The sequence below is a fragment of the Thalassobius vesicularis genome, from assembly GCF_004799325.1.
GTDB classification, from domain to species: Bacteria; Pseudomonadota; Alphaproteobacteria; order Rhodobacterales; family Rhodobacteraceae; genus Thalassobius; species Thalassobius vesicularis.
The window spans coordinates 74,965-101,680 of the sequence record NZ_SSMD01000008.1; the positions used below are offsets into that span (position 1 = coordinate 74,965).

Annotated in this window: 22 protein-coding genes and 2 pseudogenes; 17 read left to right on the forward strand and 7 right to left on the reverse strand. The window is 59.0% G+C overall.

The window, feature by feature from the left end:
- Positions 1-2,277: pseudogene (locus E7681_RS15275) on the forward strand (Tn3 family transposase); the annotation flags it as partial.
- Between the two features lie 27 nt (positions 2,278-2,304).
- Here E7681_RS15275 and E7681_RS15280 read toward each other — a convergent pair.
- Together E7681_RS15280 and E7681_RS15285 are read right to left on the reverse strand one after the other, a co-directional pair.
- Positions 2,305-3,666 (reverse strand): ISKra4 family transposase, encoded by a 1,362-nt coding sequence (locus tag E7681_RS15280; RefSeq protein WP_040182552.1) that lies wholly within the window; start codon positions 3,664-3,666, stop codon positions 2,305-2,307.
- 27 nt (positions 3,667-3,693) lie between these two features.
- A complete protein-coding gene (locus E7681_RS15285; RefSeq protein ID WP_246032504.1) occupies positions 3,694-4,071 on the reverse strand; it encodes a Fic/DOC family N-terminal domain-containing protein in 378 nt (125 codons plus the stop codon).
- A gap of 1,238 nt (positions 4,072-5,309) precedes the next feature.
- Here E7681_RS15285 and E7681_RS15295 point away from each other — a divergent pair.
- On the forward strand, positions 5,310-5,648 hold the full coding sequence (locus E7681_RS15295; protein WP_065331505.1) for a DUF736 domain-containing protein: 339 nt from the start codon (positions 5,310-5,312) through the stop codon (positions 5,646-5,648).
- A 568-nt stretch (positions 5,649-6,216) separates the two neighbouring features.
- Here E7681_RS15295 and E7681_RS15300 read toward each other — a convergent pair.
- The 5 genes from E7681_RS15300 to E7681_RS15320 form a co-directional block, all read right to left on the reverse strand.
- Positions 6,217-6,864 carry a glutathione S-transferase family protein gene (locus tag E7681_RS15300; protein ID WP_051372683.1) on the reverse strand — a complete coding sequence of 216 codons (648 nt, stop codon included), beginning with the start codon at positions 6,862-6,864 and terminating at the stop codon, positions 6,217-6,219.
- Entirely contained in the window at positions 6,864-7,766 is a 903-nt protein-coding gene (locus E7681_RS15305; RefSeq protein ID WP_027264291.1) for an SDR family oxidoreductase, read from the reverse strand. Before E7681_RS15305 ends, E7681_RS15300 begins: the two co-directional genes overlap by 1 nt.
- A gap of 42 nt (positions 7,767-7,808) precedes the next feature.
- Positions 7,809-8,306 (reverse strand): luciferase domain-containing protein, encoded by a 498-nt coding sequence (locus E7681_RS15310; RefSeq protein ID WP_036051542.1) that lies wholly within the window; start codon positions 8,304-8,306, stop codon positions 7,809-7,811.
- An 8-nt stretch (positions 8,307-8,314) separates the two neighbouring features.
- Positions 8,315-9,130 (reverse strand): DODA-type extradiol aromatic ring-opening family dioxygenase, encoded by an 816-nt coding sequence (locus E7681_RS15315; RefSeq protein WP_136340168.1) that lies wholly within the window; start codon positions 9,128-9,130, stop codon positions 8,315-8,317.
- Positions 9,131-9,196: 66 nt separating this feature from the next.
- Complete coding sequence (locus E7681_RS15320) at positions 9,197-9,604, reverse strand: DoxX family protein (protein ID WP_043753122.1); 408 nt, start codon at positions 9,602-9,604, stop codon at positions 9,197-9,199.
- A 163-nt stretch (positions 9,605-9,767) separates the two neighbouring features.
- Between E7681_RS15320 and E7681_RS15325 the strand changes: the two genes are divergently transcribed.
- From E7681_RS15325 to E7681_RS15400, 15 genes and pseudogenes are all read left to right on the forward strand, one after another.
- Positions 9,768-10,091, forward strand: coding sequence for a winged helix-turn-helix transcriptional regulator (locus E7681_RS15325; RefSeq protein WP_036051547.1), 324 nt, complete (start codon positions 9,768-9,770; stop codon positions 10,089-10,091).
- A 252-nt stretch (positions 10,092-10,343) separates the two neighbouring features.
- Complete coding sequence (locus E7681_RS15330) at positions 10,344-10,937, forward strand: TetR/AcrR family transcriptional regulator (protein WP_234163373.1); 594 nt, start codon at positions 10,344-10,346, stop codon at positions 10,935-10,937.
- A gap of 67 nt (positions 10,938-11,004) precedes the next feature.
- Positions 11,005-11,556, forward strand: coding sequence for a TetR/AcrR family transcriptional regulator (locus tag E7681_RS15335; RefSeq protein ID WP_234163372.1), 552 nt, complete (start codon positions 11,005-11,007; stop codon positions 11,554-11,556).
- A 31-nt stretch (positions 11,557-11,587) separates the two neighbouring features.
- Positions 11,588-12,691: an efflux RND transporter periplasmic adaptor subunit gene (locus E7681_RS15340; RefSeq protein ID WP_246032505.1), complete on the forward strand. Its 1,104-nt coding sequence runs from the start codon at positions 11,588-11,590 to the stop codon at positions 12,689-12,691.
- A 27-nt stretch (positions 12,692-12,718) separates the two neighbouring features.
- The gene (locus E7681_RS15345; RefSeq protein WP_136340171.1) at positions 12,719-15,799 is read left to right on the forward strand and encodes an efflux RND transporter permease subunit; all 3,081 of its coding nucleotides are present in this window, start codon (positions 12,719-12,721) and stop codon (positions 15,797-15,799) included.
- Between the two features lie 202 nt (positions 15,800-16,001).
- Positions 16,002-16,424, forward strand: a pseudogene (locus tag E7681_RS15355) (IS66 family transposase); the annotation flags it as partial.
- A 123-nt stretch (positions 16,425-16,547) separates the two neighbouring features.
- Positions 16,548-17,759: a CaiB/BaiF CoA transferase family protein gene (locus E7681_RS15360; protein WP_136340173.1), complete on the forward strand. Its 1,212-nt coding sequence runs from the start codon at positions 16,548-16,550 to the stop codon at positions 17,757-17,759.
- Complete coding sequence (locus E7681_RS15365; protein ID WP_168733228.1) at positions 17,756-18,922, forward strand: acyl-CoA dehydrogenase family protein; 1,167 nt, start codon at positions 17,756-17,758, stop codon at positions 18,920-18,922. The genes E7681_RS15360 and E7681_RS15365 overlap by 4 nt, the downstream gene beginning before the upstream one ends.
- A gap of 105 nt (positions 18,923-19,027) precedes the next feature.
- Entirely contained in the window at positions 19,028-19,882 is an 855-nt protein-coding gene (locus tag E7681_RS15370) for an SDR family oxidoreductase (RefSeq protein ID WP_028284935.1), read from the forward strand.
- 37 nt (positions 19,883-19,919) lie between these two features.
- Entirely contained in the window at positions 19,920-20,726 is an 807-nt protein-coding gene (locus E7681_RS15375) for an ABC transporter ATP-binding protein (protein ID WP_136340174.1), read from the forward strand.
- On the forward strand, positions 20,719-22,638 hold the full coding sequence (locus tag E7681_RS15380) for an AMP-dependent synthetase/ligase (RefSeq protein ID WP_136340175.1): 1,920 nt from the start codon (positions 20,719-20,721) through the stop codon (positions 22,636-22,638). Before E7681_RS15375 ends, E7681_RS15380 begins: the two co-directional genes overlap by 8 nt.
- The gene (locus E7681_RS15385; RefSeq protein WP_027264303.1) at positions 22,639-23,526 is read left to right on the forward strand and encodes a branched-chain amino acid ABC transporter permease; all 888 of its coding nucleotides are present in this window, start codon (positions 22,639-22,641) and stop codon (positions 23,524-23,526) included.
- 3 nt (positions 23,527-23,529) lie between these two features.
- On the forward strand, positions 23,530-24,603 hold the full coding sequence (locus tag E7681_RS15390; protein WP_028095207.1) for a branched-chain amino acid ABC transporter permease: 1,074 nt from the start codon (positions 23,530-23,532) through the stop codon (positions 24,601-24,603).
- A gap of 10 nt (positions 24,604-24,613) precedes the next feature.
- Entirely contained in the window at positions 24,614-25,423 is an 810-nt protein-coding gene (locus tag E7681_RS15395; RefSeq protein ID WP_050685932.1) for an ABC transporter ATP-binding protein, read from the forward strand.
- Between the two features lie 33 nt (positions 25,424-25,456).
- Positions 25,457-26,695 carry an ABC transporter substrate-binding protein gene (locus E7681_RS15400; protein ID WP_394374333.1) on the forward strand — a complete coding sequence of 413 codons (1,239 nt, stop codon included), beginning with the start codon at positions 25,457-25,459 and terminating at the stop codon, positions 26,693-26,695.
- Positions 26,696-26,716 lie beyond the last annotated feature (21 nt).

Below are 26,716 nucleotides of genomic sequence, written 5' to 3' on the forward strand. Positions count from 1 at the left end.
ATGCCAAGACGGTCCATACTGACCGAGCGCCAGCGTGCGGCGCTTTTCGACCTGCCGACTGACGAGACCTTAATGTTGCGGCACTACACTCTAGCGGACGACGATCTCCAACACATCAACGAACGGCGGCGACCGGAGAACAAGATCGGCTTTGCTTTGCAACTCTGTGCGTTGCGGTATCCTGGGCGGCTGTTGTCATCTGGCGAAGTCATCCCGCAAAAGGTCTTGCGCTTCATCGCAGCCCAGTTGGGTTTGACCGGAGACGATGTCTTACTCTATGCCGCACGCCGGCAAACCCGTCAGCAGCACCTGCACGCCCTTCGCCAGATCTATGGCTTCAAGATGTTCTCGGGCCAAGGCGCGCGGAGTCTCAAGGCCTGGCTTGAGAACGAGGCTGAAACTGCCCGATCCAACGAAGACCTGGCGCGCCGATTTGTCGAAGTGTGCCGCCGGTCGCAGGTGATCCTGCCCGGCATCTCTGTCATCGAACGGTTGTGCGCAGATGCTCTGGTGTCGGCTGAGCGCCAGACCGAAAGCCGGATCACCAACAGGATCGACGATGGAACAAAAGAACGCCTGGACGCGCTGTTGACCGAGATCGTGGATGGCAATGTCACCCGGTTCATCTGGCTTCGCCGTTTCGAGGCGGGCAGCAACTCGGCTGGAGCATCGCGACTTCTGGATCGGTTGGAATTTTTGCAAGAATTGGACCTCTCACCGGACATTCTGGCCGACGTACCACCACATCGGATCACCCGCCTGCGCCGCCAGGGCGAGCGCTACTTTGCCGATGGGTTGCGCGACATCACGGGTGACCGGCGCCTGGCGATCCTTGCTGTCTGTATGGTGGAATGGAAGGCGGCCGTCGCCGATGCCGTGATCGAAACCCACGACAGGATCGTCGGCAAGACCTGGCGGGATGCGAAAAGGCTATCCGACGCGCGCATCGCGGATGCCAGATCTTCGCTGCGTGAGACATTACGTTCTTTCAAGGATCTCGGTGCTGCCCTGCTGGAGGCAAAGGCAGATGGCGTGTCCCTTGATGCCGCCGTCGAAGTTGCGTGTGGCTGGTCTCACCTCGAACGTATGGTGACAACCGCGGCCGAGTTGACCGACACGATGGCGGCTGACGCCCTGTCTCATGTCGTTCATGGATATCACCGATTCCGGCGCTATACCCCAAGAATGCTGCGGGCGCTCGATATCTGCGCCGCCCCGGTGGCGGTGCCTTTGATGCAGGCAACCAAAGTCATCGCCCAGGATCAAACTGACGCACCCCGCCAGGTTGGCTTCTTGCGCCGAACCTCGAAATGGCATCGACACCTCAATGCTCAGGACCCGGGTGACAACCGTCTTTGGGAGGTCGCCGTGATGTTCCAGGTGCGTGAAGCCTTCCGATCCGGCGACATCTGGCTGCCCCATTCCCGGCGTTACGCTGATCTGAAACAGGCCTTGGTACCGATAGAAACAGCCAAGGCGTGCCCTCGCCTGACGATGCCATTCGAACCTGAGATCTGGCTTGATGATCGCAAGGCAAGACTGGCAGAAGGTATGAAGCGTTTGTCCAAGGCTGCCAGAGCTGGCGCGATTCCCGGCGGATCAATCGAGAACGGCGTTCTCAAGGTTGATCGTTTGACGGCAGCAATCCCGGCGGATGCTGATGGCATGGTGCTTGATCTCTATGGCCGCCTGCCTGCCGTTCGGATCACCGATCTGCTGCAGGAAGTTGATGACGATATCGGCTTCACCGAAGCCTTCACGCATCTGCGCACCGGCGTTCCCTGCAAGGATCGCATCGGGCTGTTAAACGTGCTGCTGGCCGAGGGATTGAACCTTGGCCTCAGCAAGATGGCCGAGGCGACCAGTTCACATGACTACTTCCAACTCTCGCGCTTGTCCCGGTGGCATGTTGAAAGCGATGCTATCAACAGGGCGCTCGCCAAGGTGATCGAAGCGCAGGCCAATTTGCCGATGGCGCAATTCTGGGGCGGCGGCATGACCGCATCCAGCGACGGTCAGTTCTTTCCGACAACTCAGCATGGCGAGGCGATGAACCTCATCAACGCAAAGTATGGGCAGGAGCCCGGCTTGAAGGCCTACACCCATGTCTCCGACCAGTTCGGCCCGTTTGCTACACAGAATATCCCTGCGACCGTAAACGAGGCCCCATACATTCTGGACGGCCTGCTGATGAACGAGGTTGGGAAGAAGATCAAAGAGCAATACGCCGACACCGGCGGCTTCACGGATCATGTCTTCGGCGCAACCGCACTCCTGTCTTAGGGAGTGGACAAAACATGGGGGTCATGCGGCGCGTTTTCTGTTTGCGACGGTCAGCCGACCATCGAGAACTGCGGCCCTTGTGACGGCTACTCGGTGAGCCCCTTTGGGCGACCACCGCATCCTTCTGCGCTTTCCCATGCGGGCATTGGCAATGTCATCGACTGATCCTTCGGCACGAGATGACGAGATGGGCAGCCCGTTACGGTACCGTCGGCCATAGTCGACAAGGGATTCCATGTTGTTCGCGAGATAGGTGTACAGTGTCCCGCATCGGGCCTGCACACGAGCGGCAGCGGTGCGGACAGCCAAAGGTTCTTCCGCAAGGCGGGTGCAATCGTGCATGAGCCCTTTCAGATAAGTTTCCGCGACCCGTGCTCTGCCATGCCACAGCCACCAGCGAAGGCTTTTCGCGGGGCGCTGGAACAGCACCGGAATTCCAGTGAATCCCGGTATCTGGACCAGACCCTGAACGGCGGCCTCGACATGTCGAATACGCATCGAGATGTGCCACCAGTCGAGGATATGCTTCACCTGGCCGTCGCCACCCATGGCATTCCGTATGAGGTTCGGGAGAGCAAGCTCGCCATCAGAGATTACCGTCAACAGACGGCCCGGCTTCCATCCAAAGTCTGACAGCTCTTCTCGCATCCGGCTGCCTGGCGATGCCGTCGCATTGGCGACCAAGCCAAATCGTCGGCACATATTGCGACTTTCAATCTTACCGACCACAAGATCCAGGTGTCGCTGCTGATACTCCGGTCGACAGCGGATATGCGCACCGTCCAGAAAAACCGTCAAACCCCCTTTGGGAAGTGCTTCAGCGGGATCGCCTGATGCCCTTCGACTTTTCTCGAGCCCCGCGGCTACTCTTCCCAACCGGTCACGCACCGTGGTGTGATGGGGCGGATGGCAGGGGAGGAAGCTTTTCATCAGCCGCGCGGCTTCGCGAAAGGAATGCCGGGACCCGAGTTCCGCATGGAGCCGCTGCAGCTCCGGGGTAGCCCGGTCAGGAAAGAAATAGGCCAGCGGAGAAATAGGTCCGCCGGGCATCGCCGCTGACCTGGCATCACACGAACAGCGGCGCAAGCGCGCGGCTTTGACCCGAACCCGCCCAAAGAGCGTGTCGAGATCGCGCGTGCGATAGTCATGAATGGCACGAACCGAGGCGCAATCCGGGCATACGCGGCTTTCTCGGATGATTTCCTCAACCTGATCGCAAAGAATTGCCCGCTGAATCTGTTCGACAACCCTCTTCCCATCCTCGAGGCGCAACCCGATCCCGTCTGGACAGGTCACCCGGTAGGGTCGTGAAATGCCGTCAAGCTGATGAGTGCGCTTCTCCCCGTTGTCGAAGGTAGTTTCGATTGTAATCCGTACGTCCATGGCAGCCCCACACGCAAAGAACTCACCTTAGCACGGGCCGCAACGACGAAGATGACCCCCATGTTTTGTCCACTCCCTGTCATCGATTGGCTGGCCCGCCTGTGCTTCGGTCTCGAAACGCAGCAGGTCTGTCAGCGTCGATTGCGTTCCTTCGATCTGTGAGGAAAGTACGGCCTCCTTGCGGACATACATATAGAGGAACAGTTCCTGGCGCGGCAGAAGCATCGTGATGCCATCCAGCCGCCCTAAGGCGCGCTCCGCGAGGCTGAGTCGGTCGAGAAGCCCCAGTACGTCGATTGTTGGGACTGGAGGCAGGGGAGGTGGTACGAAGGCGCGGACCGTCTCTCCTGCAACGGGGGTTTCGACAAAGCGGCCAAGGCGTTGGTTGGGGTCTGAATCGGTCATAGCTCACTATGATGCCCCTCTTTTATTTAAGCAATACGGGCTTCGCTTAAATAGTGGGTAGGCTAAGATAAGCGGGTTTAATTAACGTGGTGAGAGTAGGTCAGTGGCAATATGAGCGGGTTCATGGCAGCTTCCTACTGCTCTCGGTTGCAGGAATCCTTCCCGATGCCTGTGCGGAATAGCCTCTTCCAGAGAACACCATCGATCACGAGTCGCCAATCGAGACCTTTCGGCTCATTGGCCCGCATTACGGGCGTCCTACGCGATATGGCAGCTACGCGCACGACAACTCGGATGGCTGAAGAAGGCCAAAGGTCGTATCTGTTACATTCCGAGTCGGGGTTAGTTTCATCAAATCGGCGAACGGAATTCGTGGGTGCTTGTTGTCCATAAATCATCCTGCCCTTTGGTCAGGACCGCGCCCTACTCGGTCGGCTGCATGCAGCCGCCCTCCCCGAGCTGAAACGCTGCCTCTCCCTGCGACGTACCGCTGGCCGTGCCGTCTCCTCCGGAGCCAGCCCGACCAGCCGTCGCATGGTCGTGGCAACGCTTCATCTCGGCCATTCGGTAACGGTCGCTGGGGCGGGGCGGGTCGCTTCAATAGTCTCGTTTTTCCCGTGTCAGCCGGTGTTAGTCCTCGCTTTGCCGGACATGCTGTTCTGCCATCATTGACCGCAAAGGAGTTTCGACAACCGCCGGATCGCTCTGGCCAAAGCTGGCAGAGGGTCGGTGTTGGACGCGATGTAAAAAATCGCAAACTATTGGGATGCCGAAGAGGGTTGGTCCGAAATCGGGATGACCCGCGCCCGGTGCAGATGCCACGGCGGTCTGCTTGAAATCGCTCAGCCAGATGGCACCTCACTCGACCAACTTACCACGGGCAAGCGGTCGCGCCACGTTAGGCAAGGCTCGGCAAAGCGCGAACCCGTCCGGCTGCGGCTCGGGGTGAGAGGGCAGAAAGGACACCGCCCCCGGCAGTTTCATCGGCTGTTCACCTGGGTGTCCTTCGCGGCCACCGCACTTCTCCCGATGTGTTGCTCTGCATGACATGCTGGTCGCAGCTGTCGTCCCGTCCACAAAGGTTGTCGCCGATCTTTTTCCCCTGACCCTACGGGTCATTCCTCGCGCGCCAAAAAGACCGGCGCCTGCCCCTCTCCGCTACGCTTCGCCTTCGGTGTGGCCGGGCCTTGGCCAGCTGCAAGGTGACCATCATTGCAATGCAAACAAGGAGAAGAGCAATGACCACGAACTGCATTAAATTCACCAGCACCGACATCGAAACCGCCAAGGGCGTCGGCTCCATCTCGACCCTGACCTTCGACCTCGACATCACGGTCGAACCCGTCGCGAGCACGAACCCGATGGCCCCCACGCACCGCGTCCTCGGCCGCTCCCCGCGCGGCAAGCTGGTCGAGTGCGGCGGCATCTGGAAGAAGCAGAACAAGGAGACCGGCGCCGACTACTACACGCTGACCATCCGCGACCACGGCTTCAACGCCAACCTCGGCAAGGCCGCAAACCAGGACGATCTGTCCCTGCAGGCTGTCATCCCTTGGGGCCCCAAAGACGCCGCCTAAGCCAACGGCCAGACCGCTCCGGCGGTCTGGTTTTTTCTTGTTCCTGGGAACGACAGCGGTTTGAGTGAACGAACGAAATATGAAGCCCCGAAGCAGCCTATTGCGGGCAACATTGCGAGCTTCATAAGTCCTACACCACCCTTGCTCAGGGCAGCATGACCCCGCGGTTCTGAACGGTCACATACATCAGCGTCCAAGAATTAAGGGAACAGTGACACCCGCATAGCTGTCCTGCACGGTTACACTGTGCTCGGCATCCCGCTCGCGGAGGCCGTGAGATCAGTCTTTGTCTTGGACGAACGGCACGTGCTCAATTGGCGCGACGGATGCTGAGTTATCGGACCTGATGAATACACTCCGCGCGAAAACTCTAAAGATCGGGATGAGACACAGCATCTACATCCCAAAACCGCCGCATTGCTTCCGGAGGAACTCTTGTCAGGTTGGTTGTCGCGGCTGTCTGCGGCTAATTTCTGTCATGCGACGCTTCCTGCTCATGTCTAAATCTGATAGCGCGCCGATCGCCGGACGTGATGCAGATCGTTCAATCATCGCGGCGAGCGCGATGTCAGGCGAAGAGCGCAAGAAGCGGTGCTACGGCCTTCTGCCAGCTGTCACGCGCTTCAAGCCGGCCGATCCAGCCCGCGATTCTGGGGAATTCGTCCAGCGAAATCCCCGCTTGGTCGCGATACATGAATGTGGTCGCCAGATAGAAGTCGGCAAGGCTGAGTGCGCCTGCAATCCAATCCTTATCGTCGAGTCCGGTTTCCAGAACGGCAAGGAACTGATCGGTGGCTTTCCGTTCCGCTTCGACCACAGTAGGATCAGGATCGCCCATGCCGAATTTCTCTTTGAGGAACAGCTCAAAGGACAACTTCTGCATCGCCGGGCCTAGGTGGATGGCTTGCCACCAGGCCCACTGATCGACGAGGGCCCGCGTCTTGAGGCCATCAGGATAGAGCCCTGCCTCGGGCCGGATCCCGGCCAGATAGGCACAGATCGCCCGGGACTCCCAGAGCACGAAATTCCCGTCCTCCAAAACAGGCACCTTTGCATTTGAATTGCGGGCAAGAAATTCCGCCGCGCGGTTGTCCCCGGCACGGATGTCGACCTCGACGATTTCGAGTTCCACGCCCAGTTCGTGCGCCACCGCCCGTACACGCAGCGCATTCGGTGAGAAGTTCGCGTTGTAAAGCCTCATGACATTTTCCAGCATTATTGTTCCTGCGGCGCCTGAAGAAGCGCCGCGCGGTTAGCGGCCAGGAAATCGGCCACCGACTGTCCGGGCTTGCCGGTGAGCGATTCGAGATCGCCGCTGGCCACATCGAGATAGCCCTGCGCGATTGCTTCGTCGAAGGAGGCAAAGACCCTCGCCATGAACTCCGGCAGTCCATTTGCGATCATCGCCTGCACCAGATCCTCGGCGGGCAGGGCGACATAGGGGATTTCCTTACCCGCAATTTCGGACAAGATCGCCGCGACCTCGGCCTGGCTGACCGTCTCCGGCCCGGTGATATCGAGGGTCTCCCTTCCCGTAGCTTTCATTAGCGCCGCGGCTGCGGCACGGGCGCAATCCGCGCGTGTCACATATCCGGTCTTGCCATCTGCTGCGGCAGAGAAATGCGTGCCCATGGCGACGCTCTGCTGGCCGCCCATCAACAGAAAGTCGGTGTACATATTGTTGCGTAGGATCGTATGATCCGCCCCACTTTCCGTGATCAGCTTCTCGGTCCCTTCGTGGTCTTGAGCGAATCCGATCGGACTTTCCGCGACCGGGCCTGCGAAGGAGGTATAGACGATGTGGTCGATACCTACCATCTTGGCCGCAGCAATCGCATTGGAATGAGCTGCGAGCCGCTTGCCCGGCTCCAGATCGTCGGTGGAGATGATGAGGAGACGCTTGCCGCCCGCGAAGGCTGCTTCAAGAGAAGCCGGGTCGTTGAAATCGCCCTCGCGCGCCTCGACTCTTTTTCCCGCCAGATCGGCAAGCTTGTCGGGAGTGCGCGAGATCGCGATGACCGGCCCGGCACCTGCCTGAACCAGCAGGTCGACCACCTGCCGGCCAAGTTGTCCGGACGCGCCGGTCACGATGAAGGGGCCGTTCTGGATGTTGGACATGGTATCTCTCTTATCTTGATGTTTCTGCAAGCGCGCTTGCGATCAATCGTGGATTTGGGTGGGGGCGGGATTCGCCAGCTTGCCGCGCGCGAAACCCCAGCTTGTGGTCAGGATTTTGATCATCACATCGACCTCTGCCTCATCGCGTGGAGCAAAGGCCATGATCGCATTGGCCGGGATGTATCCGGCCGAGGCCATCGGGTGCTGTTCGCCCCATCCCTTCGCGATGAGTTCCTCAACCGCCGCCAGCGGCAGCATCATGTGCGACGAACCGTCATAGGCGGGATGCACATGCGCAAATTCGCGTCCGATCATGAAGGCTTCGCGCGGGCCGCAGGCATGCGGCCGCGGCAGGACTAATGCCTCGGCGCCGGGGACCGAAATACCCGATCGGCAACGCTCGACGAAGGGCAGGGCGAAGGCCTTCTGCTTGAACAATGCGTGAATCTCGGCCGAGGAGTTCTGCGACACTTGCTCATGCGGGGCGCACTCGGTGGTTTCGGGGCGCGGACCCTGCCGCAAGGGAAGTTCGAAGCACATATCTGGTCCTATCCAAATCTGAACGCGCTTTCGACCGCGCCCAATACGTGATCCTCGAGGGTCTTTTCCCCCCGATCCGCAAGCGCGGCGCCGGCCACGACGTGCAATGGAATTAGATGTTCCTCGCGCGGATTGGCGTCGCGTGCGCCGGGTGCCCGATCCCAAGCAGCCAGCATGGCGCGGCGCGCCCCGGGGTCTTCATGGGTCACCGCACCCGTGAGCCATCGGTCAAAGTCGCCGCCGTTCACCGGGCCATCGGGTCCGCCCCTCATCGCCCGCATCATCTTGCCCATGTTGTGATAGGTGTTGCCGGACCCGATGATCAGAACACCTTCGTCTCGCAAGGGCGCCAACGCGCGACCAGCAGCAAGATGCGCCTCAGCGTCGAGATCGTCGCGCAGGCTCAGTTGGACGGTAGGTATGTCGGCCTCAGGCAAAGCCACCTTTAGCGGAACAAACACCCCATGATCGAAGCCACGCGTAGCGTCGGCCCGGGTTTCAAAACCCGCGCCATTCAATAGCTCGCTTGCACGGGCCGCCAGCGTAGGATCGCCTAGCGCGGGCCAGGTCAGCTGATAAGTATGGGGGGGAAACCCCTGATAGTCGAACAGCAGCGGCGGCGCGGAGTTGGTCTGCACGGTAAACACCCGTTCCTCCCAATGGCCTGAGATCACGAGAAGCGCCTTGGGCTTTGCCGGCAGGCTCGCAGGCAAAGCCTCAAGGAATCTGCGGTGCCTGTCCCAGGTGTCAGGCGGGTTCCAGTCCATGAAGAAGCAAGGGCCGCCTCCATGGGGAACAAACACTGTCGGCTGCCTTTCGGTCATTCTGTCGTCCTTTTGAACCCCAAGCCCGAGGGTGGATGGCCAGCGCCGTGGCAACTCCGCATCGGATTAATTCGTCTCTGTCGGAAACGTCGGCGCATATGCCGACTTTACCGCACGCACGCGATTGGCTGTCATCCACGAGGCGATCAGGAGCACCCAGGTCGCAAGAGCCGGTGGCCAGCCTGGATCGCCCGCGCCCACATGCGCCCCGAACGCCAACACCAGATGCCAGAACATCGCCGCGTAAGCCCAGTCCGCCAGCATCGCCGAAGGGCGCCAGAGAATCACCACCGCGCCGACAATCTTCAAAATCGCGAGCGGCCAGATGATGTATGTGGGATAGCTCAACACCTCGCGATACATGCCCGCGACCATATCGTGGGATGAGATGTAGAAAGTCGCCGCACCCAGATAGACCAGCGCCACAAGGCCGGTCGCGATCCAGTAGACATACTTTGCCACGTTGTCACTCATCACCGCACTCCCTGTTTGCAAGGGCTTGTTCAGCCGCAGTTTCCGCTCTAAGTACCTTTAGGTGTCTTGCATCGTTCGTGAAAGTAGGCACTTAAAAGTAACTAGATTACTTTAACCGCGAGGATAATCCACGATGAAGAGCGTCCAGCCCCCCTCATGCCCGATGGAGGCGCTTCTGCGTGTCATCACAGGCCCTTGGACGATCTATATACTCTGGGTTCTGTCCGAGCAGGGACCGCAGCGTTTCGGCGCGCTCAAGCGTTTGGTGCCCGGCATTTCCACCCGGGTCCTGACCGAGAGGCTGAGAATGCTGGAACATGCTGGCGTTGTATGGCGCGAGCAGGCCATGACCATCCCACCCGCTGTCACCTACGGGCTGACTGAGCGCGGCGCGGAACTGCGCGGCGTGCTGGACAAGCTTGGCTCGATCGCACGCCGCTGGGAGGCCGAGGGTGCCTTTGTCGGGACCGCAAGCGCGGCAGAATGACGGTACCCCTCCTGTTCGCGGGATAATCCCGCGCCCGAGAACAACTCAGGCAGAATCAGACCCGAAGCTCATGACGAATTGAAAACGGCGCTAGAAAAAGCCGCCAAGCGGCGCTTGGTGGGGTAGATCCGCACAGCTTTACGCTTTGCTGCTAAATCAACTTCTATCTACTATACTCACTAGACGGTACAGTAAAGCTTGTAACCGCCTAGTCCTGCCTGGGATAGAGAGAACGAGATGCCCGTGAGAAAAATGGCCGACGTCATGATTGGTGCGCGCGAGGTTTTCTTCCGATGCGGTTACGAAGGAGCCACGGTCGATGCAATTGCCGCTGAAGGAAAAGTGTCGAAGGCAACCATGTATTCGTATTACCCGACCAAGGAGCAACTGTTCCTGAGCGTGGTTGAATCCGAATGCGGTCGGCTTGCGGACGAAATCCTCCGGCCCTTGATCGCGTCTTTGGAGCCGCGCGCCCAGTTGGAAGAACTCGCCCTTCGCATGGTCGACCTCACCTTGGACGACACCTACATCCGTCTCCTGCGAACGTGCGTTGGCGCCTCCGAGGCACTGCCCGAAGTGGGTGAGGTTTATTTTCGCGCAGGCCCGAAACCTGCCCGCGAACTCGTCGGTCGGATTCTGGAGCGCCTTACGCGCGAAGGCGCGCTCGATGTCGATGACGTCCGGCGCGCGTCCGATCACTTCATACACCTTTGCGTTTCGGGGCTACTTATGCCGCGCCTTCTCGCAGTGAAACGAGCTGTCCACCGCGAGCAACATGCGCGCGAAGCGGTCGCTGCATTCCTGCGACTTTACGGTAGCGGCCACAGAGACAAATTTTCAGATTGAGCTCGCTTGCCAAATACGGGGCAGCGCATTAGCTCGCCCAATGACTTAACCGACCGGACGGTACAGGGTGACTGCACAAGTGGAAAAGCAACCGAAGAACGCCTCGCCGAAGATTCTCGGCGCTGCGCGGGCGATTGCGCTGCGAGAAGGCGCGGGAAAGATCACGATCGACGCCGTCGCTCGGGAATCCGGCCTCAGCAAGGGTGGGGTGTTGTACAACTTCCCCACCAAGAAAGCGCTTCTGGCCGGGCTGCTCGACGAAATGCTCGCGGAGCACCGCGAACGTCTGGCGTCGGTCCCGGAAGGGCACAGTTCCCGCACCCTGCGCGGTCATCTCGAGACAGTTCTGCAAGCCGTAAGCACCGATGATGACCTTTCGATGGCTATTCTCGCGGTTTCGGCGTCGGATCCGAATCTTCTGGACCCGCTGAGAAGAGAGCTGTCCCGTGATGTCGAGCGCATCCGTTCGGACGCGCAGGACGACACTGCGGCGATGGTTCTTTTTTTGGCGATCCAGGGTCTTCGTTTCCAGAGGCTTCTTCGCCTCGCGGATGGTGACGACGATCAGCAAGACGCCGCCATCGACAGATTGAAGGACATGATAAATGAGCTTGAATAGAACCAGATACTTCCGAGGAGGTGCCGCTGGATTGGTCGCCCTTCTTCTCGCCATTGTCCTTCTCGTGCAATTCAACCCGGACATCGCATCCAAGGTCTTCGCGCAGACTACGGATGAGGTTTCCGGTGCCGATGCGCAAGGGAGCGCCGAGCAAGACATGGCCCAACCGGTCACGGTCGAAGTATCGCGTGCCGAGCTTCGCGATAGCGATAGGGCGCGCAGCCTGGCAGGCCGCGTGGAGCCCGCCCGGACCGTGGATATTGCCTTTCAGGTTTCGGGTCAGCTTTCCGACCTCGCGGTAGATGCTGGGACTCGGGTTGAGAAAGGCGATTTAATTGCCGCGCTCGACCCGGTCGATTTCGAATTGGCCGTGGAGCGGGCGCAGGCCTCTTTCGACCTCGCAAAATCCGAATACGATCGTGCGTTGAGTCTGACCGAGAGGGGGGTGGCGACCGACGCCCGACTTGAAACGAACCGCGCGCAGCTTGCTCAGGCAGAAGTCGCCCTGCGTGAAGCGGAGCGACGCTTGGCTCAAGCCACGATCACCGCGCCCTTCGACGCCATTGTCGCGCGCATCTTTCTGGAGGAGTTTTCGAACGTCACCCCTGCGGCTCCGATTGCCAGGTTGCAGGACATCAGTGAAATGCGGGTGCGGATTTCGCTGCCCGAGGAACTCGCCGCGATGGCACGGGCCCAGCCCGATGCATTCAGGGTAACCGCCTCTTTCCCCGCTGTGCCGGGATATGACGCAACTCTGTATCTGCGGACATTCGTGACCGATGCAGACCCCACAGCCCAAACCTATGACGTCGAGTTTGCAATCGAGGGCGCCATCGACCCGAGATTGCTGCCCGGAATGACGGCGAATGTGCGCGTAGCCGCCGCCGCGGAGGGTGCGCAATCGCGGTTGGTAGTCGTCCCGGTCTCGGCGATCGACACGACGAGCCGGAGCGAGCCGTCCATCTGGCTGTATGACGAGGGGACCGGCCGGGTGTCCCGTAAGACGATCCGCCTGGGGCTGCCGAACGACGACGAAATCGTCGTGCTTGAGGGGCTCTCCGGAGACGAACTGGTTGTGTCCGGCGGGTGGTGGCGCCTGAAGGAAAACGAAACAGTCGCGGTTCGCGGCCTCTGAACGATCCTGGACCGGAAAACCGAAACCATGACAATGAGTATTTCCCGCGCAAGCATCCGACGTCCGGTCGCCGTTTGGCTGGCAATTATCTTTTGCCTTCTCGGCGGTTTGTGGGGGCTGAACACGGTCGGACGCCTCGAAGACCCGAGTTTCACGCTCAAGACGGCGCTCGTTTTCGTGCCCTATCCGGGCGCGACGGCGATGGAGGTGGAAGAGGAAGTCACCGATGTCGTGGAAAGCGCACTCCAACAGATGAAGCAGCTCGACCGGGTGGAATCGAAATCCATGCCGGGCATGGCCCAGATCACGGTCGAGATCGAGATGACCTATGGGCCCGACGAGATTCCGCAGGTCTGGGACGAGATGCGCCGCCGTATCCGCGACATCGAAGGAGAGCTTCCCTCCGGTGCGCAGTCTCCGATCATCAATGACGATTTCGGCGACGTCTACGGCATGTTCTACGCTGTGACGGCCGATGGGTTGAGCGCCTCGGAACAGCGAGACCTCGCGACTAAACTGCGGCGCGACCTTGTCACCGTCGACGGGGTGGCCAAGATCGAGGTTCAGGGGCTGGCTGAAGAGGAGATCATCATTTCGATCCCTTCGGCGCGCCTGACCGAACTGGGCCTGCCACCGGACCAGATCCTCGGTATCATCGCCGACGAAAACCAGGTTTTCTCCAACGGCGAGATCAGCGAAGGGCTGTCTCGGCTGGGCGTGTCCGTTCCGCCGGGTTATGTCAGCGTCGAGGGCATAGAGGCGCTGCGGCTCGGCGCCCCCGGAGAGGTCGGGCAGATTGCGCTCTACGACATCGCTCGCGTGGTCCGAGAGGAGACAGAGCGGCCGAGCCAGATCGTGCGTCACAATGGCACGCGGGCCTTCACCCTCGGGGTCTCGGCGCTCGTGGACCGCAACGTTGTCGAGGTCGGCAGATCGGTCGAGGCACGGCTGGACCAGCTGAAGACCGAATTGCCGGACGGCGTCGAGATCGTACCGATCTATGAACAGCATAAGGTCGTCGACGAAGCGGTCTCGAGCTTCCTCGTCGGCCTCGGTCAATCCGTGGCCATCGTCATCGGGGCGCTGATGCTGACCATGGGTTGGCGCGCGGGTCTGGTGGTGGGTGCCACGCTGGGCCTAACGGTGTTTTCCACGCTGTTTTTCATGTCTGTCTTCGGCATCGAGATGGAACGGATCAGTCTTGGGGCGCTGATCATCGCTATGGGTATGCTGGTCGACAACGCCATCGTGATCGCCGAAGGCATGCTGATTGGCATGGCACGGGGCAAGTCCGCCGAAGACGCCGCCGCCGATACCGAGACCGCGACATCATTTCCTCTGCTTGGGGCTACCGTGATCGGGATCATGGCGTTCTCTGGAATTGGACTGTCGCCAGATGCCACCGGCGAATTTCTGTTTTCGCTTTTCGCGGTTATCGCGATTTCGTTGCTGATGAGCTGGATCCTCGCCGTGACCGTTACACCCTATCTTGGGAAGCTCCTTCTGAAGGCGCCAAAAAACACCTCCAAGGACCCCTATCGCGGCTTCGTCTATTCGGCCTACCGCGGTTTCCTCAGGCTGGCGCTGCGCGCCCGTGTGCTCGTCGTCCTGACGATCGTCGGAATCACGGTCTGGTCGGTCATGGCCTTTGGTCAGGTCAAACAGGCTTTTTTTCCGGCGTCGAACACCCCGATATTCTACGTCGAATTCCAGATGCCGCAAGGCACGGACATTCGAGTCACGAATGAAGAAATCGCTCGGCTGGAGGCGATCATCTTAGGCGAGGAGATCGTGACGGACGTTACAACGCTTGTCGGGCGAGGGGCCAGCCGCTTCATGCTGACCTACAACCCTGAGCAGGCCGATGCGAGCTACGGTCAGCTGATCGTGCGTGCGACCGATGCCACACTCATCCCCGATGTTGCGGCGCGTCTCAATCGTGAACTGCCGGCGCAATTCCCCAATGCTCTTATCCGCGTCGAGGAGATCGTCTTCGGTCCGCCTGCCGGGGCCGATGTCGCCGTCCGGTTTTCCGGACCCGATCCAGTTGTCCTCCGGCAGCTATCGGATAACGCGCTTGCGATCTTCGACGAGGCCGGCACGATCACAAACCCGCGCACAGACTGGCGACAGCGCGAAATTCTCGTCGAACCCATCGTCGACGAGGCTCGCATGCGGTTGGCCGGTGCGACTCGCGGATCGATTTCCGACACCGTGCAATACGGGACCTCGGGCCTGCGGGTCGGCACCCTGCGCGAAGGCGATGCCGAAATCCCTATGTATCTGCGGCTTCCCGAGGTCGAGCGCGACGGGCTGGATCGTTTGCGCGATCTCTCCGTCTGGTCGCCGGGTGCAAATGGCTATGTGCCGATGGCCAACCTCGTCTCCGGCTTTGAGCCCCGCCTCGTCGAGGCCCTTATCCACCGCCGCGACCGTGAGCGTACGATAACGGTCCTCGGCGGTGCAGGCGGCGACCTGACAGCAGATGAGGCCTTTCGCAGTGTCCGCTCTGATATCGAAGCCATTCGGCTTCCCGAAGGCTACACGATGGAATGGGGTGGCGAGTTCGAAAGCGCGGGAGAAGCGCAGGCAAGTCTCGGCAAACAGCTTCCCTTGGGCTTTCTGGTAATGCTGACAATTTCGATCCTGATGTTCAACAAATTGCGCCAGCCACTGATCCTGTGGCTCGTGGTTCCGATGTCGGTCACGGGGATGGTTCTTGGTCTGCTGTTCACTGGGCTACCGTTCACGTTCACGGCGCTTCTCGGCTTCTTGTCCCTTTCCGGGATGCTGATGAAGAATGCCATTGTGCTGGTGGAAGAAATCGATCAGCAACGCGCCGAAGGTGTCGAGGACTATCAGGCGGTAATCGATGGCTCGGTCAGCCGTTTGAGGCCCGTCGTGCTGGCTGCGGGCACAACGATTTTCGGTATGATTCCGCTCATATCAGACGCCTTCTTCGCATCGATGGCTGTCACAATCATGGGTGGCCTCGCGTTCGCCTCGATCCTGACACTGGTCGCGGTGCCGGTATTGTATGCGCTGTTCTTCTTGATCAAGCCGCCTAAACAAGAAAACGCTCCTTCAGGTTCCCCAGCGACAGCCTGAACGCAGATGCAGTTATAAGCGTTTCTCTGAGCGCCCTCGACCCGTCTTAAGGACGGTGTAGGCATGTTCCGTCGCCTCAAGCGCGCCTTCGAGAAAACCGCCGAATGTCGGAGCCACTTCGGTGCCGCCAAAGACGAGCGCTTCGTCCCACAGGCCTGAAAGAACGCACGGCAGGCCATAGTTCGGGTGGGCAAAAAAGACAGCGGAACTGCGGCTGGCAGCACGCCAGGCGCACTCCCGCTCCATGGTCTAGGCCTTCAAGGCATGGACCGAGGCCCAACTGCTACGCATTCCCGGCAAGGGCGATCTCGCGAAGGCCTTCCGCTATGGTCTCAGCTGCTGGCCGTCATTCGAGCTCTTCCTTGGAGATGGCCGCGTCGGCATCGACGACAACACCGCCGAGCGCGTCATGCGCCCGATCAGCATCGGGCGAAAGAACTGGCTTTTTGCAGGCTCCGACAGCGGTGGCGAAACGCTGTCCCGGGCGATGTCCCTTGTCGAGACAGCCAAGATGAACGGCCTCTATCCGCAAGCCTGGCTGGCCGAAATCCTCGACCGCATCCACAATCACATGACCAACCCGCTCAACGAACCGCTTCCATGGAACTGGACGCCAATGAACTGATCCATGGTAACAACCGGGCGGTTACGTTTTCGGGGAGGTGATTACCTTTGAATCTTGAGGTCCGACTTCGCCTTTGCTAGGAATCGAACAGTCATTAGAAAATTAGCAAAATCGAAAGTGCAGATGTCTGGCCCCCTTGATCAACTGAAGATTATAGAACTTGGTCACGTAATTGCCGGACCACTTGCGGCAGCTTTACTCTCGGATTTTGGTGCAGATGTCATCAAGATCGAAGCCCCCAACCGGACGGATATGATGCGCGACCTTGGACCCAAGGCAGAGGATGGGGTGGGCGTCTGGTGGAAGACTTTGGGCCGCAACAAGAAAACACTAGGCCTGGACTGGAAGTCCGACGAGGGCCGGGACATCCTGCGCAGGTTGGTTGAAGATGCCGACGTGCTGATCGAAAATTTCCGACCGGGTGTGCTGGAACGTGCCGGTGTTGGGCCAGACGTCTTGCACGATTGGAACCCGGACTTGGTTGTCTTGCGGGTTTCAGGTTACGGACAGGACGGTCCGATGCGCGACGTGCCAGCGTTTGGGCGTGCTGCGGAGGCCATGAGTGGATTAGCGCATCTGACCGGTTTTCCCGACGGGCCGCCGATGCACCCCGGCTTTCCGGCGGCCGACAGCACGACAGGGCTGATGGGCGCTTTGGGAATCATGATCGCGCTATTTGCTCGCGAAAAGGGCATTGCACGCGGTCAGGTCGTCGATCTTGCGGTGTTCGAGGCGTTGCTTCGGTTGATGGACTATCCTGTTCCCGCATTGACGGGCGCGAACCTCTCGCCGCGGCGCAATGGGCTGCGCCAGCCGATGGACTTTGCTCCGGGGGGGATGTTCCGAACGTCCGATGGGGTGTGGCTGACCGTTTCCGCAGGGAGCGCGGAAACCGCGCACCGACTGTTGCGGGCAGTCGGCGGGGACGCCCTTGCCGATGATTCGCGGTTTGCGACACTCGGCGAGATGTCGCAGCACATGACGGTGGTCTTTGACGCGATCAATGATTTCGTCACGCAGCACACGGCTAAGGAAGTGGAGGCGGTATTCGCCCGCCATGATGCCGTTGCCTCGCGTGTGTTGAGTGTCGAGGAAATCGCGACGAACGAGCAGATACGCCATCGCGGGGATATCGTGTCGGTCGCTGGCGAACAGACTCAGGTCATTGGTCCGGTCCCTCATCTCAGCGCGACGCCCGGTCAGCTTCGTTGGCTGGGACGACCGCCTGGCGCAGACAGCCAAAGCATTCTGCGTGATCTTGGTTTTGACGATGAGCGGATCGCTGCCCTATGTGAGGCTGGGCTCGTAAGATTGGAAAGAGGGCGCGCGCTATGACATTTCGATTGACCGCCGACCAACAAGAGATTCGCGACCAGGTTCTGCGGATTTGCGCAAGGTTCGACGACGACTATTGGCTGGATCGGGATCGCAACGGTGGTTTTCCCCATGAACTGCACAGGGCAATGGCCGATGGCGGCTGGCTGGGTATCGCCATGCCAGAAGCTGTCGGCGGCGCGGGTCTGGGGATCACCGAAGCGACCATCATGATGCAGGCAATTGCCGAGTCGGGGGCCGGCGCAAGCGGAGCCTCGGCCATCCACATGAACATTTTCGGGCTCAACCCGGTGGTGAAGTTTGGGACCGATGAGCAGCGCGCGCGTATGCTTGGCCCTCTAATAGCAGGCGATGAAAAGGCCTGTTTCGCCGTAACCGAACCGACGACCGGGTTGGATACCACAAAGCTGAAGACCATGGCGGTGCGGCAGGGGGACAGATATGTCGTGCACGGACAAAAAGTCTGGATTTCTACCGCGCAGGTGGCAGACAAGATGTTGCTTCTGGCCAGAACAACGCGGCTTGAGGATGTGAGCAGCCCGACCGAAGGGCTGAGCCTATTCTATACAGATCTCGACCGAAATTTCGTTGACGTGCGAGAGATCGAAAAGATGGGTCGAAAGGCTGTCGATTCGAACGAAGTCTTCATCGATGGATTGCCGATTCCGGCTGAGGACCTGATCGGGGAGGAGGGCAAAGGCTTTAGGCAAATTTTGCACGGGTTGAATCCCGAACGCATCCTGGTGGCCGGTGAATGCATCGGTATTGCGCGCAACGCACTGGCGCGAGCGGCGCATTATGCAAACGAACGTGTGATTTTTGACCGCCCGATCGGCCAAAATCAGGGTGTTCAGCATCCACTCGCCAAAGCCTGGGCGCGAGTGGAATCTGCCAATCTCATGGTGATGCACGCTGCAGCCCTCTACGATGCGGGAGAACCCTGCGGCGTCGAGGCGAACGCCGCCAAGCTTTTGGCCGCCGACGCCGCGGTCGAGGCGACCGAAGCCGCGCAAATTACGTTTGGCGGATTCGGATATGCTAAGGAATATCACGTGGAGCGACTGGTACGTGAAGCTCTGCTGTTCCGCATCGTACCGGTGACACCGCAGATGCTTCTGTCGTTCATAGCAGAAAAAGCCCTTGGACTTCCAAAGTCTTACTGATCGGAGATAACGGGCGGGGCTGGTGGGAAAAGTTGTCTTGACCATTTTTCTAACGCCCGTTAGATTATTGGCAGCTGTCCCTAATGGGGAATGGGAGGAGGCGTCATGAATAAGACGCAGTTTGGGTCTTCGAGGGAGGACCTATCAAAACGTGCAACCGTTTACGCAAGCGGTTTATTCACCGGCAAAGTCGTTGTGGTGACCGGGGCCGGAGGCGGATTGGGGCTGGCAATTGCGACCTTGTTCGCAAGGCTCGGGGCCAATCTGGCGATCAATGGACGCAACGAAGAGAAACTGGCTTTGGCCAAGGAGTTCCTTGAAAGTTTCGGGGGCGAAGTTTTCGCTGTGCCTATGACCATCCGGGAGCCTGAGCAGGTCGAGGATTTTGTCGCCAAGACGAACCAGGAGTTCGGGGCGATTGACGTATTGGTGAACAATGCTGGGGGTCAGTTTCCGCAAGCAGCGTTGGAGTTTAGTCCAAAGGGCTGGAATGCGGTCATAGACACCAACCTGAACGGCACGTGGTGGATGATGCAATCCACGGCGCGCCACTGGGTTGCCAACAAGCAATCGGGCTCCATCGTCAACATCGTGGCCGATATCTGGCGCGGCATGCCCGGCATCGCGCATACCTGTGCGGCCCGGGCAGGGGTAGTTTACCTGTCCAAGTCGGTTGCGGTGGAGTGGGCCCCGCACGGTATCCGAGTGAACTGCGTGGCGCCGGGTTGCTGCGAAAGCAACGGTTTCGGGAACTACCCTCCGGAGGGTTCTGCGACCTTTCAGGACTCCAACCCGATGCGGCACGCCGGGGACGAATGGGATGTCGCTGAAGGGGTTGTCTATATGGCGGCGAATTCAGGGAAATTCGTAACCGGAGAAGTTCTGAACATCGACGGTGGGCAGCAATTGTGGGGGGATCCATGGCCAACGGGGCGGCCGGACTACTTCCGGATTACCTGATGTTGGCCGTGAACCTTAGGGGGACAATGATATCTAGATGACGACAAGGATTAACACAGCAATCGGAGCCGATGATGGGGCGATACTGGAGTGCAGCGGGGTCGAACGACGGTTCGGCGGCATCGTCGCTGTCACCGGTGTTGACCTCGTTATTCGACAAGGGGAAATCTTTGGACTTGTCGGTCCGAATGGCAGCGGCAAGACAACGCTAACAAACGCAATTACCGGATTTTACCCGCCAAACGAGGGCAGGGTCCGGCTGGCAGGAAACGACATTACGGGTACGGCGCCTCACAAGGTTGCCAAGCTCGGCGTTGCCAGAACGTTCCAAAATCTTGCCCTGTTCAACGGGATGAGCGTTCTGGACAACATCCTGCTCGGGCGGCACATCCACATGAGCCCAGGCGTTTTGCGTACGGCGCTATATTGGTGGGCAGCACAGCGTGAAGAAATCGAGAACCGTAAAATCGTCGAGGAGGTGATCGAGTTTCTACAGCTCGAGAGCATTCGGCATGAGTTGGTCGATGGTCTTCCGATCGGGTTGAAAAAGCGGGTCGAGCTGGCGCGGGCATTGGTGGCCGAGCCACAGATGCTGATTCTCGATGAACCGATGGCCGGCATGAACCAGGAAGAGAAAGGGTATATGTCCCGTTTCATTCTGGATGCCCGTGCCGAACGCGGCGTCAGCGTTCTGCTGATCGAACACCATATGGATGTCATCACCGGCATTTGTGATCGGATGCTGGCACTGAATTACGGTGAAATGATCGCCAGTGGCATCCCCAAGGAGGTTGTGAAGGACCCGCGGGTCATCGAGGCATATATCGGAGGGTCGCATGACTGATTTTACGAAGAACCGGTCTTCAGGCGGCGAAACGATTGGTGCACTTCTGGCGAAGAACGCGTCGCTCCACGGAAAGGATATCGCCCTTCGCGAAAAAGAGCGTGGGATATGGAAAGAAACCACTTGGGCGGAATACGCCCAAGAGGTGGTGGCCTGTGCGGCTGGACTTGAAAAAATCGGCGTGAAGCCTGGCAAAGCAGTGCTTGTTCTGGGCGATAACCGTGCGCGGTTGTATGGTGGCATGCTGGCTGTTTCGTTGCTTGGTGCCTACGCCATGCCCGCTTATCCGGGCGCAACTCTTGAGGAACTGCGGCACTTTCTTGGCGAAGTCGAGATCGTCGCGGCCATCGCGGAAGATCAGGAACAGGTTGACAAGATCCTGGAACTGAAGGACACGGGCGCCGAGGGCATCGACCACATCATTTATGATGAAGCGCGCGGTCTTGGCTTCTACGAGGTTGAAGGGCTGATGTCCTGGGATCACCTGATCGAAGTTGGTCAGCACGATCTGAACGAAACCCCGGGCCTGCGTGAGGAACTGCTTAATCGTGCGAAGCCGGAAGATCCGGCCATTTTTCTGCACTCCTCCGGAACGACGGGCGCGCCGAAGGGCATCGTACTGAGTCAGAAGAACGTTCTTGCTGCTGCTCGGAATGGACATGCGGCGGGTGCCTTCGACGAAAATGAGGAGATCCTCGCGTACTTGCCGATGGCCTGGGTGGGAGACTACGCCATAACCGTTGCCGCGGCACTCCTTTGGCGTTTCACCGTGAATGTGCCTGAGCGCCAGGAAACGGTCGTGCGCGACATGCGCGAGATCGCTCCGACCTTCTATCTGGCGGCGCCGAGAAGCTGGGACCAAATGCTGACGACAATCCAGGTGGGTATCGAGAATTCGACCCCTTTCAAGAAATGGCTGTATCATTTCTTCATGGATCGGGCCATCGCCGCTGAGACACGCAAGCTGAACGGAAAAAGCGGTGGTATATTGGAGCCTTTGGGCCGACTTTTGGGTGAGGCAATTGTTTTCGGTCCGATCAAGGACCAGTTCGGAATGAGCCGCCTCAAGAACGCGTTCACCGGCGGCGAAGCGATCGGCGAAGACACCTTTGTTTTCTACCGAGCCTTGGGAATCAAATTGCGCCAACTCTACGGCCAAACCGAAAACAGCGCGATCAATGCAATTCAGTCTCCGGGTGAAGTGCGCCTTCATACGGTTGGCAAACCCGCGCCCGGCGTCGAGGTGACCATCGCCGAGGACGGGGAGATCTTGGTACGCTCGGACAGCGTATTCGAAGGGTACTTCAACAAACCCGAAGCGACCGCCGAAGCCCTTGAGGGCGGGTGGCTGCATACAGGTGATGCCGGGTATTTGGAGGAAGATGGACACCTGGTTGTTCTGGGGCGCGTCTCCGAGGTCATGCATACGGCCGGAGGCGAGCGGTTTGTGCCAAACTACATCGAGAACCGGTTGAAATTCAGCCCTTATATTAAGGATGCTGCCGTAATCGGCGCCGGGCTTGACGAATTGACGGCTATGGTCTGCGTGGATTTCGAAGCCGTTGGCCACTGGGCAGAGGTGAACGGCGTGCCCTATGTGTCTTATGCCGATCTTTCTCAGCGTGAAGAGGTCGCGACGTTGCTTCGCGAGGCCTTCCAACGGGTCAACAAGGCCGTCACCGAACCATTGCGCCTGCAACGCTTTGTCAGTCTGCCGAAAGAATTCGACCCGGACGATGGCGAAATCACGCGAACCCGAAAACTGCGGCGGAAGGTCGTTCAGGAACGCTATGCCGACGTGATCGCAGCGCTCTACGACGGTTCAAAAGAGGTCCATGTAAGCGCGCAGGTGACTTACGAGACCGGGGAAGTAGGGAAGGTCGAAAGAAGCCTTCCCATCAGGGAGGTATAAATGGACTGGGTCTTTCTATCAGAGCTTGCGATCAACGGAGCCTTGACGGGTCTGCTGTACTCGCTATTCGCCATCGGCCTTGTGCTGATTTACAAGGCATCTTCGGTGCCCAATCTGGCGCAGGGCGGGTTGACCATGGTCGGGGCCTATGTGGTCCTGGCGCTGGCACGCGACGTGGGTTTACCCTTGTGGCTGGCCATCCCTCTGGCTGCGGTTGTCATGTTCGGCCTTGGGTTCGGCATTGAGCGTGTTGCTCTGCGCCGTCTCGCAGGTCGGCCGGTTGTCATGATCTTGATGCTGACACTCGGCCTCGACATTTTCCTGCGGGGTACAACGCTTGCGATCTGGGGCGGGACGTCGCGTTCGATGGAATTGGGCGTCAGCTATGATCCGCTGTTCCTGGGCGACATATTCATCAGCCGCATCCATCTGGTTGGTGCCGGTGTTGCGCTCGTCTTGTTTGTCGCCTTCATGCTGTTTTTCCGAACCCGGACCGGGATCAAGTTGCGGGCGATCGCGGATGATTACATGGCTTCGTGGTCGGTCGGCATCTCGGTTGAACGCGGAGTTGGCTTTTCTTGGGCGCTGGCATCCGTTGTTGCCGTCGCCGCAGGCGTTATATGGGGCGAGATTCAGGGTGTCGATCAGGCGCTGTCGCTGTTGCTTCTCAAAGGTCTGACGGTTGCCGTTCTCGGTGGTCTCGACAGTATCCTTGGCGCCGTGATCGCGGGCATCATCCTGGGCGTCGTCGAAAACGTTGGCGCTGATTTCCTCGATCCGCTTGTCGGAGGCGGAAGCCGTGAGCTTATCGTCGCTGCCGTGCTCATTCTTACGGTCATGATCCGTCCGCACGGGCTGTTCGGTCGTCACGACATCGAAAGGGTGTAAGGGATGTTTTACAGACTTTCCGGCGTCCATCACGCCAACTACGTTTCGGACAGCCGTATCTTCAAGGTGCCTGCCGACAGAAATCTGACAGCATTCATCTTTCTGATCGGTCTTGCCGCGCCATTCATCATCCCGTCGCTTTATCTGAACAGCTACATGCTTCCCTGGCTGATCTGGACGGCCGCCGCGCTTGGATTGAATCTGGTGACAGGTTGGGCAGGCCAACTTCACTTGGGTTATGCTGCGGTCATGGCCGTCGGAGCGTATTCGTCGATCCATGCCGCGCGTTTCGGGGTGCCGTGGGAATTCGCCCTGATCATCGGCGGATTGACGTCATCCGTGATAGGCAGCCTGTTTGCTTTTGCCGCTTTGCGGGTCAAGGGACTGTATCTCGCCCTTACCACTCTTGCGATGCAATTCGTGATGGACTGGGTTCTGACCCACTCTCCGGCGATCTCGGGGGGTTCACACGCGTCGCTCCAGTCACCGACATTGGCTCTGCTCGGGCAAGAGATTACCACTGATACTGGCTTCTACTATGTCGCCTTCGGCTGGTGTGTGTTGGTGACGATCTTCATGCTTAATCTCAAGCGTACTGGACTCGGTCGCGCCTTGGTCGCTGTCCGGGAAAAAGACTTTGCGGCCGCGATCCTGGGTGTGAACAGTTTCTACTACAAAATCCTCGCGTTCGCGACTTCGTCGTTCATCGCAGGCGTCAGCGGTGCGTTGCTTGTTGCCACCTTTTTCTTTCTCGCCGCACCCGAGCAATTTTCGGTTGCCGTTTCGATCCAGGTTCTTGCGATGGTGATTGTTGGCGGCCTTGGCAGCATTATCGGTTCCTATTTCGGTGTTGCCCTGATCCTTCTTGTTCCGGGTATCGTGAACGGTCTCGTCGTCACGCTGAGTGACGGGCTTGGCATGCAGATCGATGTTGAAACACTCGCTCACATCCCGAACGCAGTCTATGGCGCACTGATCGTCATTATCCTTCTGATCGAACCACTCGGTTTGGGAAAACTCTACGGCAACATCAGAGACTATCTGATGGTCTGGCCCTTCGATCAGTTCAAGAAATAGGGGAATGCCGATGCAAGAAAAAGTTGAAGCCCAGAACATTCTATCCATGAACAGCGTCGAAGTACTGTACGACAATGTAATACTGGCGATCAAAGGTGTTTCGGTCCAAGTCCCAAAGGGCGAGATGATCGCACTCTTGGGATCGAACGGAGCGGGAAAAAGCACCACGTTGAAAGCGATCAGCGGTCTTTTGAAGGCTGAGCGCGGACGCATCAGCCGAGGTGAGATAACGTTCCAGGGAGTGGACATTACCGAAGCGCTCGCGCAAGAACGCGTCGAGATGGGCATCTGTCATGTCATCGAAGGGCGGCGGGTCTTCGAACATCTGACCCCCGACGAGAACCTGACCGCCGCCGCGCCGCGCGGAATGTCCCGATCAACGCTGAATGCGGAAAAGGACAAGATCTACGGATATTTTCCGCGGCTTGCCGAACGCAAAAGTTCGCAAGCAGGCTATTTGTCGGGTGGTGAGCAACAGATGCTTGCCATTGGGCGGGCCCTCGTGACCCAGCCGAAGCTGTTGATGCTTGATGAACCAAGTCTCGGGCTTGCTCCGTTCCTGGTCGAGGAGATCTTCGGCATCTTGCAAAAGATCAATAAGGATGAGGGCCTGTCCGTCCTGCTGGTGGAACAGAACGCCCTGGCGGCTCTGGAAATCGTTTCGCAAGGGTACCTTATCGAGAACGGCCGCGTTGTTATGCACGGCACCGCCGAGGCGCTCAAATCTAACTCCGACATTCAGGAGTTCTATCTAGGCGGCGGAGAGACCGACTTTCACAACGTCAAGCACTACAGCCGACGCAAACGTTGGTTGAGTTGAGGTACTAATCAGAAGTTGTTCAGGGAGGAACAAATGAAGAAACTTACCAAAGCGTTGGCCGTATTATCAATGTTCGGCGGAGCAATGTTTGGCACCCAGACGCTGGCCGAGCCATTCAAGATCGGCATCTGCTACGATCTCAGCAAGGCCTATACCTTTGCCACGCCGCAGGTTTCGCAGGCCGCGATGGACCTTGCCAAGCTCATCAACATGAAGGGCGGCATCGGTGGGGAACCGGTCGAAGTCATCGTGCGTGACCACGGGAACGAACCGCAGCGCGGAATCGAGTGCTACTCCAAGCTCAGCCGCGAGGGTGTATTCGTCTTCGATACCCTGTCCACTCCGGTCTCTCTGGCTATCCTGCCGCGGGCCATGGAAGACGGGCGTATCCTGATGCAGTCGCTTGTCGGCCGAGGCGATGCCGTTGACGGCACCGTTTTCGAATGGGTCTATCCGGTCGGACCGACCTATTGGGGACAGGCGGCCAATGATGTTGCCTACATAAAGCAATTGCATGATGGCGACTTGTCGGACGTGAAGGTGGGGTTTGTGTATTTCGATTATCCTTTCGGACAGGAGCCGATCGAAATCCTGGAAACCTTGTCCGAAAAAGAGGGTTTCGAGCTTGAGCTGTACCCCGTGCCGCTTCCGGGCAGTGACCAGGCCGGTGTGTGGTCCAAGGTGCGCCGCGACAAGCCCGATCATGTAATCGTCTGGATGTTGGGCGGTGCGCATGTGGTTGCGTCGAAGGAGATGCAGCGCAATCGCATTCCGATGGACAAGTACATCTCGGTCAACTGGTTGAACGAAGTCGATATCGCCAACATCGGTGAAGAGGCCGCCAAGGGTATCAAGCGCGGTACCAATGTCGTGGGCGGTCAGGATATTGCCCTGTATCAGGAAATCATGTCCGAGCTTTATGACAAGGGCGAGGGGTCCGGCCCGATCGAGAAGACGCAGGACGTTTTCTACAACACCGGTCTGGCGATGTATTCAATCATGTTCGAAGCCGCGCGCAGGGCGGCAGAACAGGAAGGCCTTCCGATAACCGCGGAGTCCTACAAAGCCGGACTGGAATCTCTTGAGGGATACGACGCGAACGGGCTGATGGCCCCCATTACGGTGACGGCCGAAGATCATGGCGGCGGCGGTAAGACCCGGATCGAGATGTGGGACGGGGAGACTTGGGTGCCGCAAACCGACTGGATCTCTGAGTACACGGACGTCGTGTGGGACGTGGTGAAAGAAAGTTCCTCAAAATACGAGCAGTGAAAGACAGGTAGCAGGAAGGGT

Bases quoted from the DNA above. Each gene is read 5' to 3' on its own strand.
- E7681_RS15395 (WP_050685932.1), top strand. From the start codon at position 24,614: ATGCAAGAAAAAGTTGAAGCCCAGAACATTCTATCCATGAACAGCGTC.
- E7681_RS15295 (WP_065331505.1), top strand. From the start codon at position 5,310: ATGACCACGAACTGCATTAAATTCACCAGCACCGACATCGAAACCGCC.
- E7681_RS15385 (WP_027264303.1), top strand. From the start codon at position 22,639: ATGGACTGGGTCTTTCTATCAGAGCTTGCGATCAACGGAGCCTTGACG.
- E7681_RS15330 (WP_234163373.1), top strand. From the start codon at position 10,344: ATGGCCGACGTCATGATTGGTGCGCGCGAGGTTTTCTTCCGATGCGGT.
- E7681_RS15315 (WP_136340168.1), bottom strand. From the start codon at position 9,130: ATGACCGAAAGGCAGCCGACAGTGTTTGTTCCCCATGGAGGCGGCCCT.
- E7681_RS15285 (WP_246032504.1), bottom strand. From the start codon at position 4,071: ATGACCGATTCAGACCCCAACCAACGCCTTGGCCGCTTTGTCGAAACC.
- E7681_RS15390 (WP_028095207.1), top strand. From the start codon at position 23,530: ATGTTTTACAGACTTTCCGGCGTCCATCACGCCAACTACGTTTCGGAC.
- E7681_RS15280 (WP_040182552.1), bottom strand. From the start codon at position 3,666: ATGGACGTACGGATTACAATCGAAACTACCTTCGACAACGGGGAGAAG.
- E7681_RS15345 (WP_136340171.1), top strand. From the start codon at position 12,719: ATGACAATGAGTATTTCCCGCGCAAGCATCCGACGTCCGGTCGCCGTT.
- E7681_RS15325 (WP_036051547.1), top strand. From the start codon at position 9,768: ATGGAGGCGCTTCTGCGTGTCATCACAGGCCCTTGGACGATCTATATA.
- E7681_RS15360 (WP_136340173.1), top strand. From the start codon at position 16,548: ATGTCTGGCCCCCTTGATCAACTGAAGATTATAGAACTTGGTCACGTA.
- E7681_RS15370 (WP_028284935.1), top strand. From the start codon at position 19,028: ATGAATAAGACGCAGTTTGGGTCTTCGAGGGAGGACCTATCAAAACGT.
- E7681_RS15310 (WP_036051542.1), bottom strand. From the start codon at position 8,306: ATGTGCTTCGAACTTCCCTTGCGGCAGGGTCCGCGCCCCGAAACCACC.
- E7681_RS15300 (WP_051372683.1), bottom strand. From the start codon at position 6,864: ATGCTGGAAAATGTCATGAGGCTTTACAACGCGAACTTCTCACCGAAT.
- E7681_RS15365 (WP_168733228.1), top strand. From the start codon at position 17,756: ATGACATTTCGATTGACCGCCGACCAACAAGAGATTCGCGACCAGGTT.
- E7681_RS15380 (WP_136340175.1), top strand. From the start codon at position 20,719: ATGACTGATTTTACGAAGAACCGGTCTTCAGGCGGCGAAACGATTGGT.
- E7681_RS15375 (WP_136340174.1), top strand. From the start codon at position 19,920: ATGACGACAAGGATTAACACAGCAATCGGAGCCGATGATGGGGCGATA.
- E7681_RS15320 (WP_043753122.1), bottom strand. From the start codon at position 9,604: ATGAGTGACAACGTGGCAAAGTATGTCTACTGGATCGCGACCGGCCTT.
- E7681_RS15305 (WP_027264291.1), bottom strand. From the start codon at position 7,766: ATGTCCAACATCCAGAACGGCCCCTTCATCGTGACCGGCGCGTCCGGA.
- E7681_RS15400 (WP_394374333.1), top strand. From the start codon at position 25,457: ATGAAGAAACTTACCAAAGCGTTGGCCGTATTATCAATGTTCGGCGGA.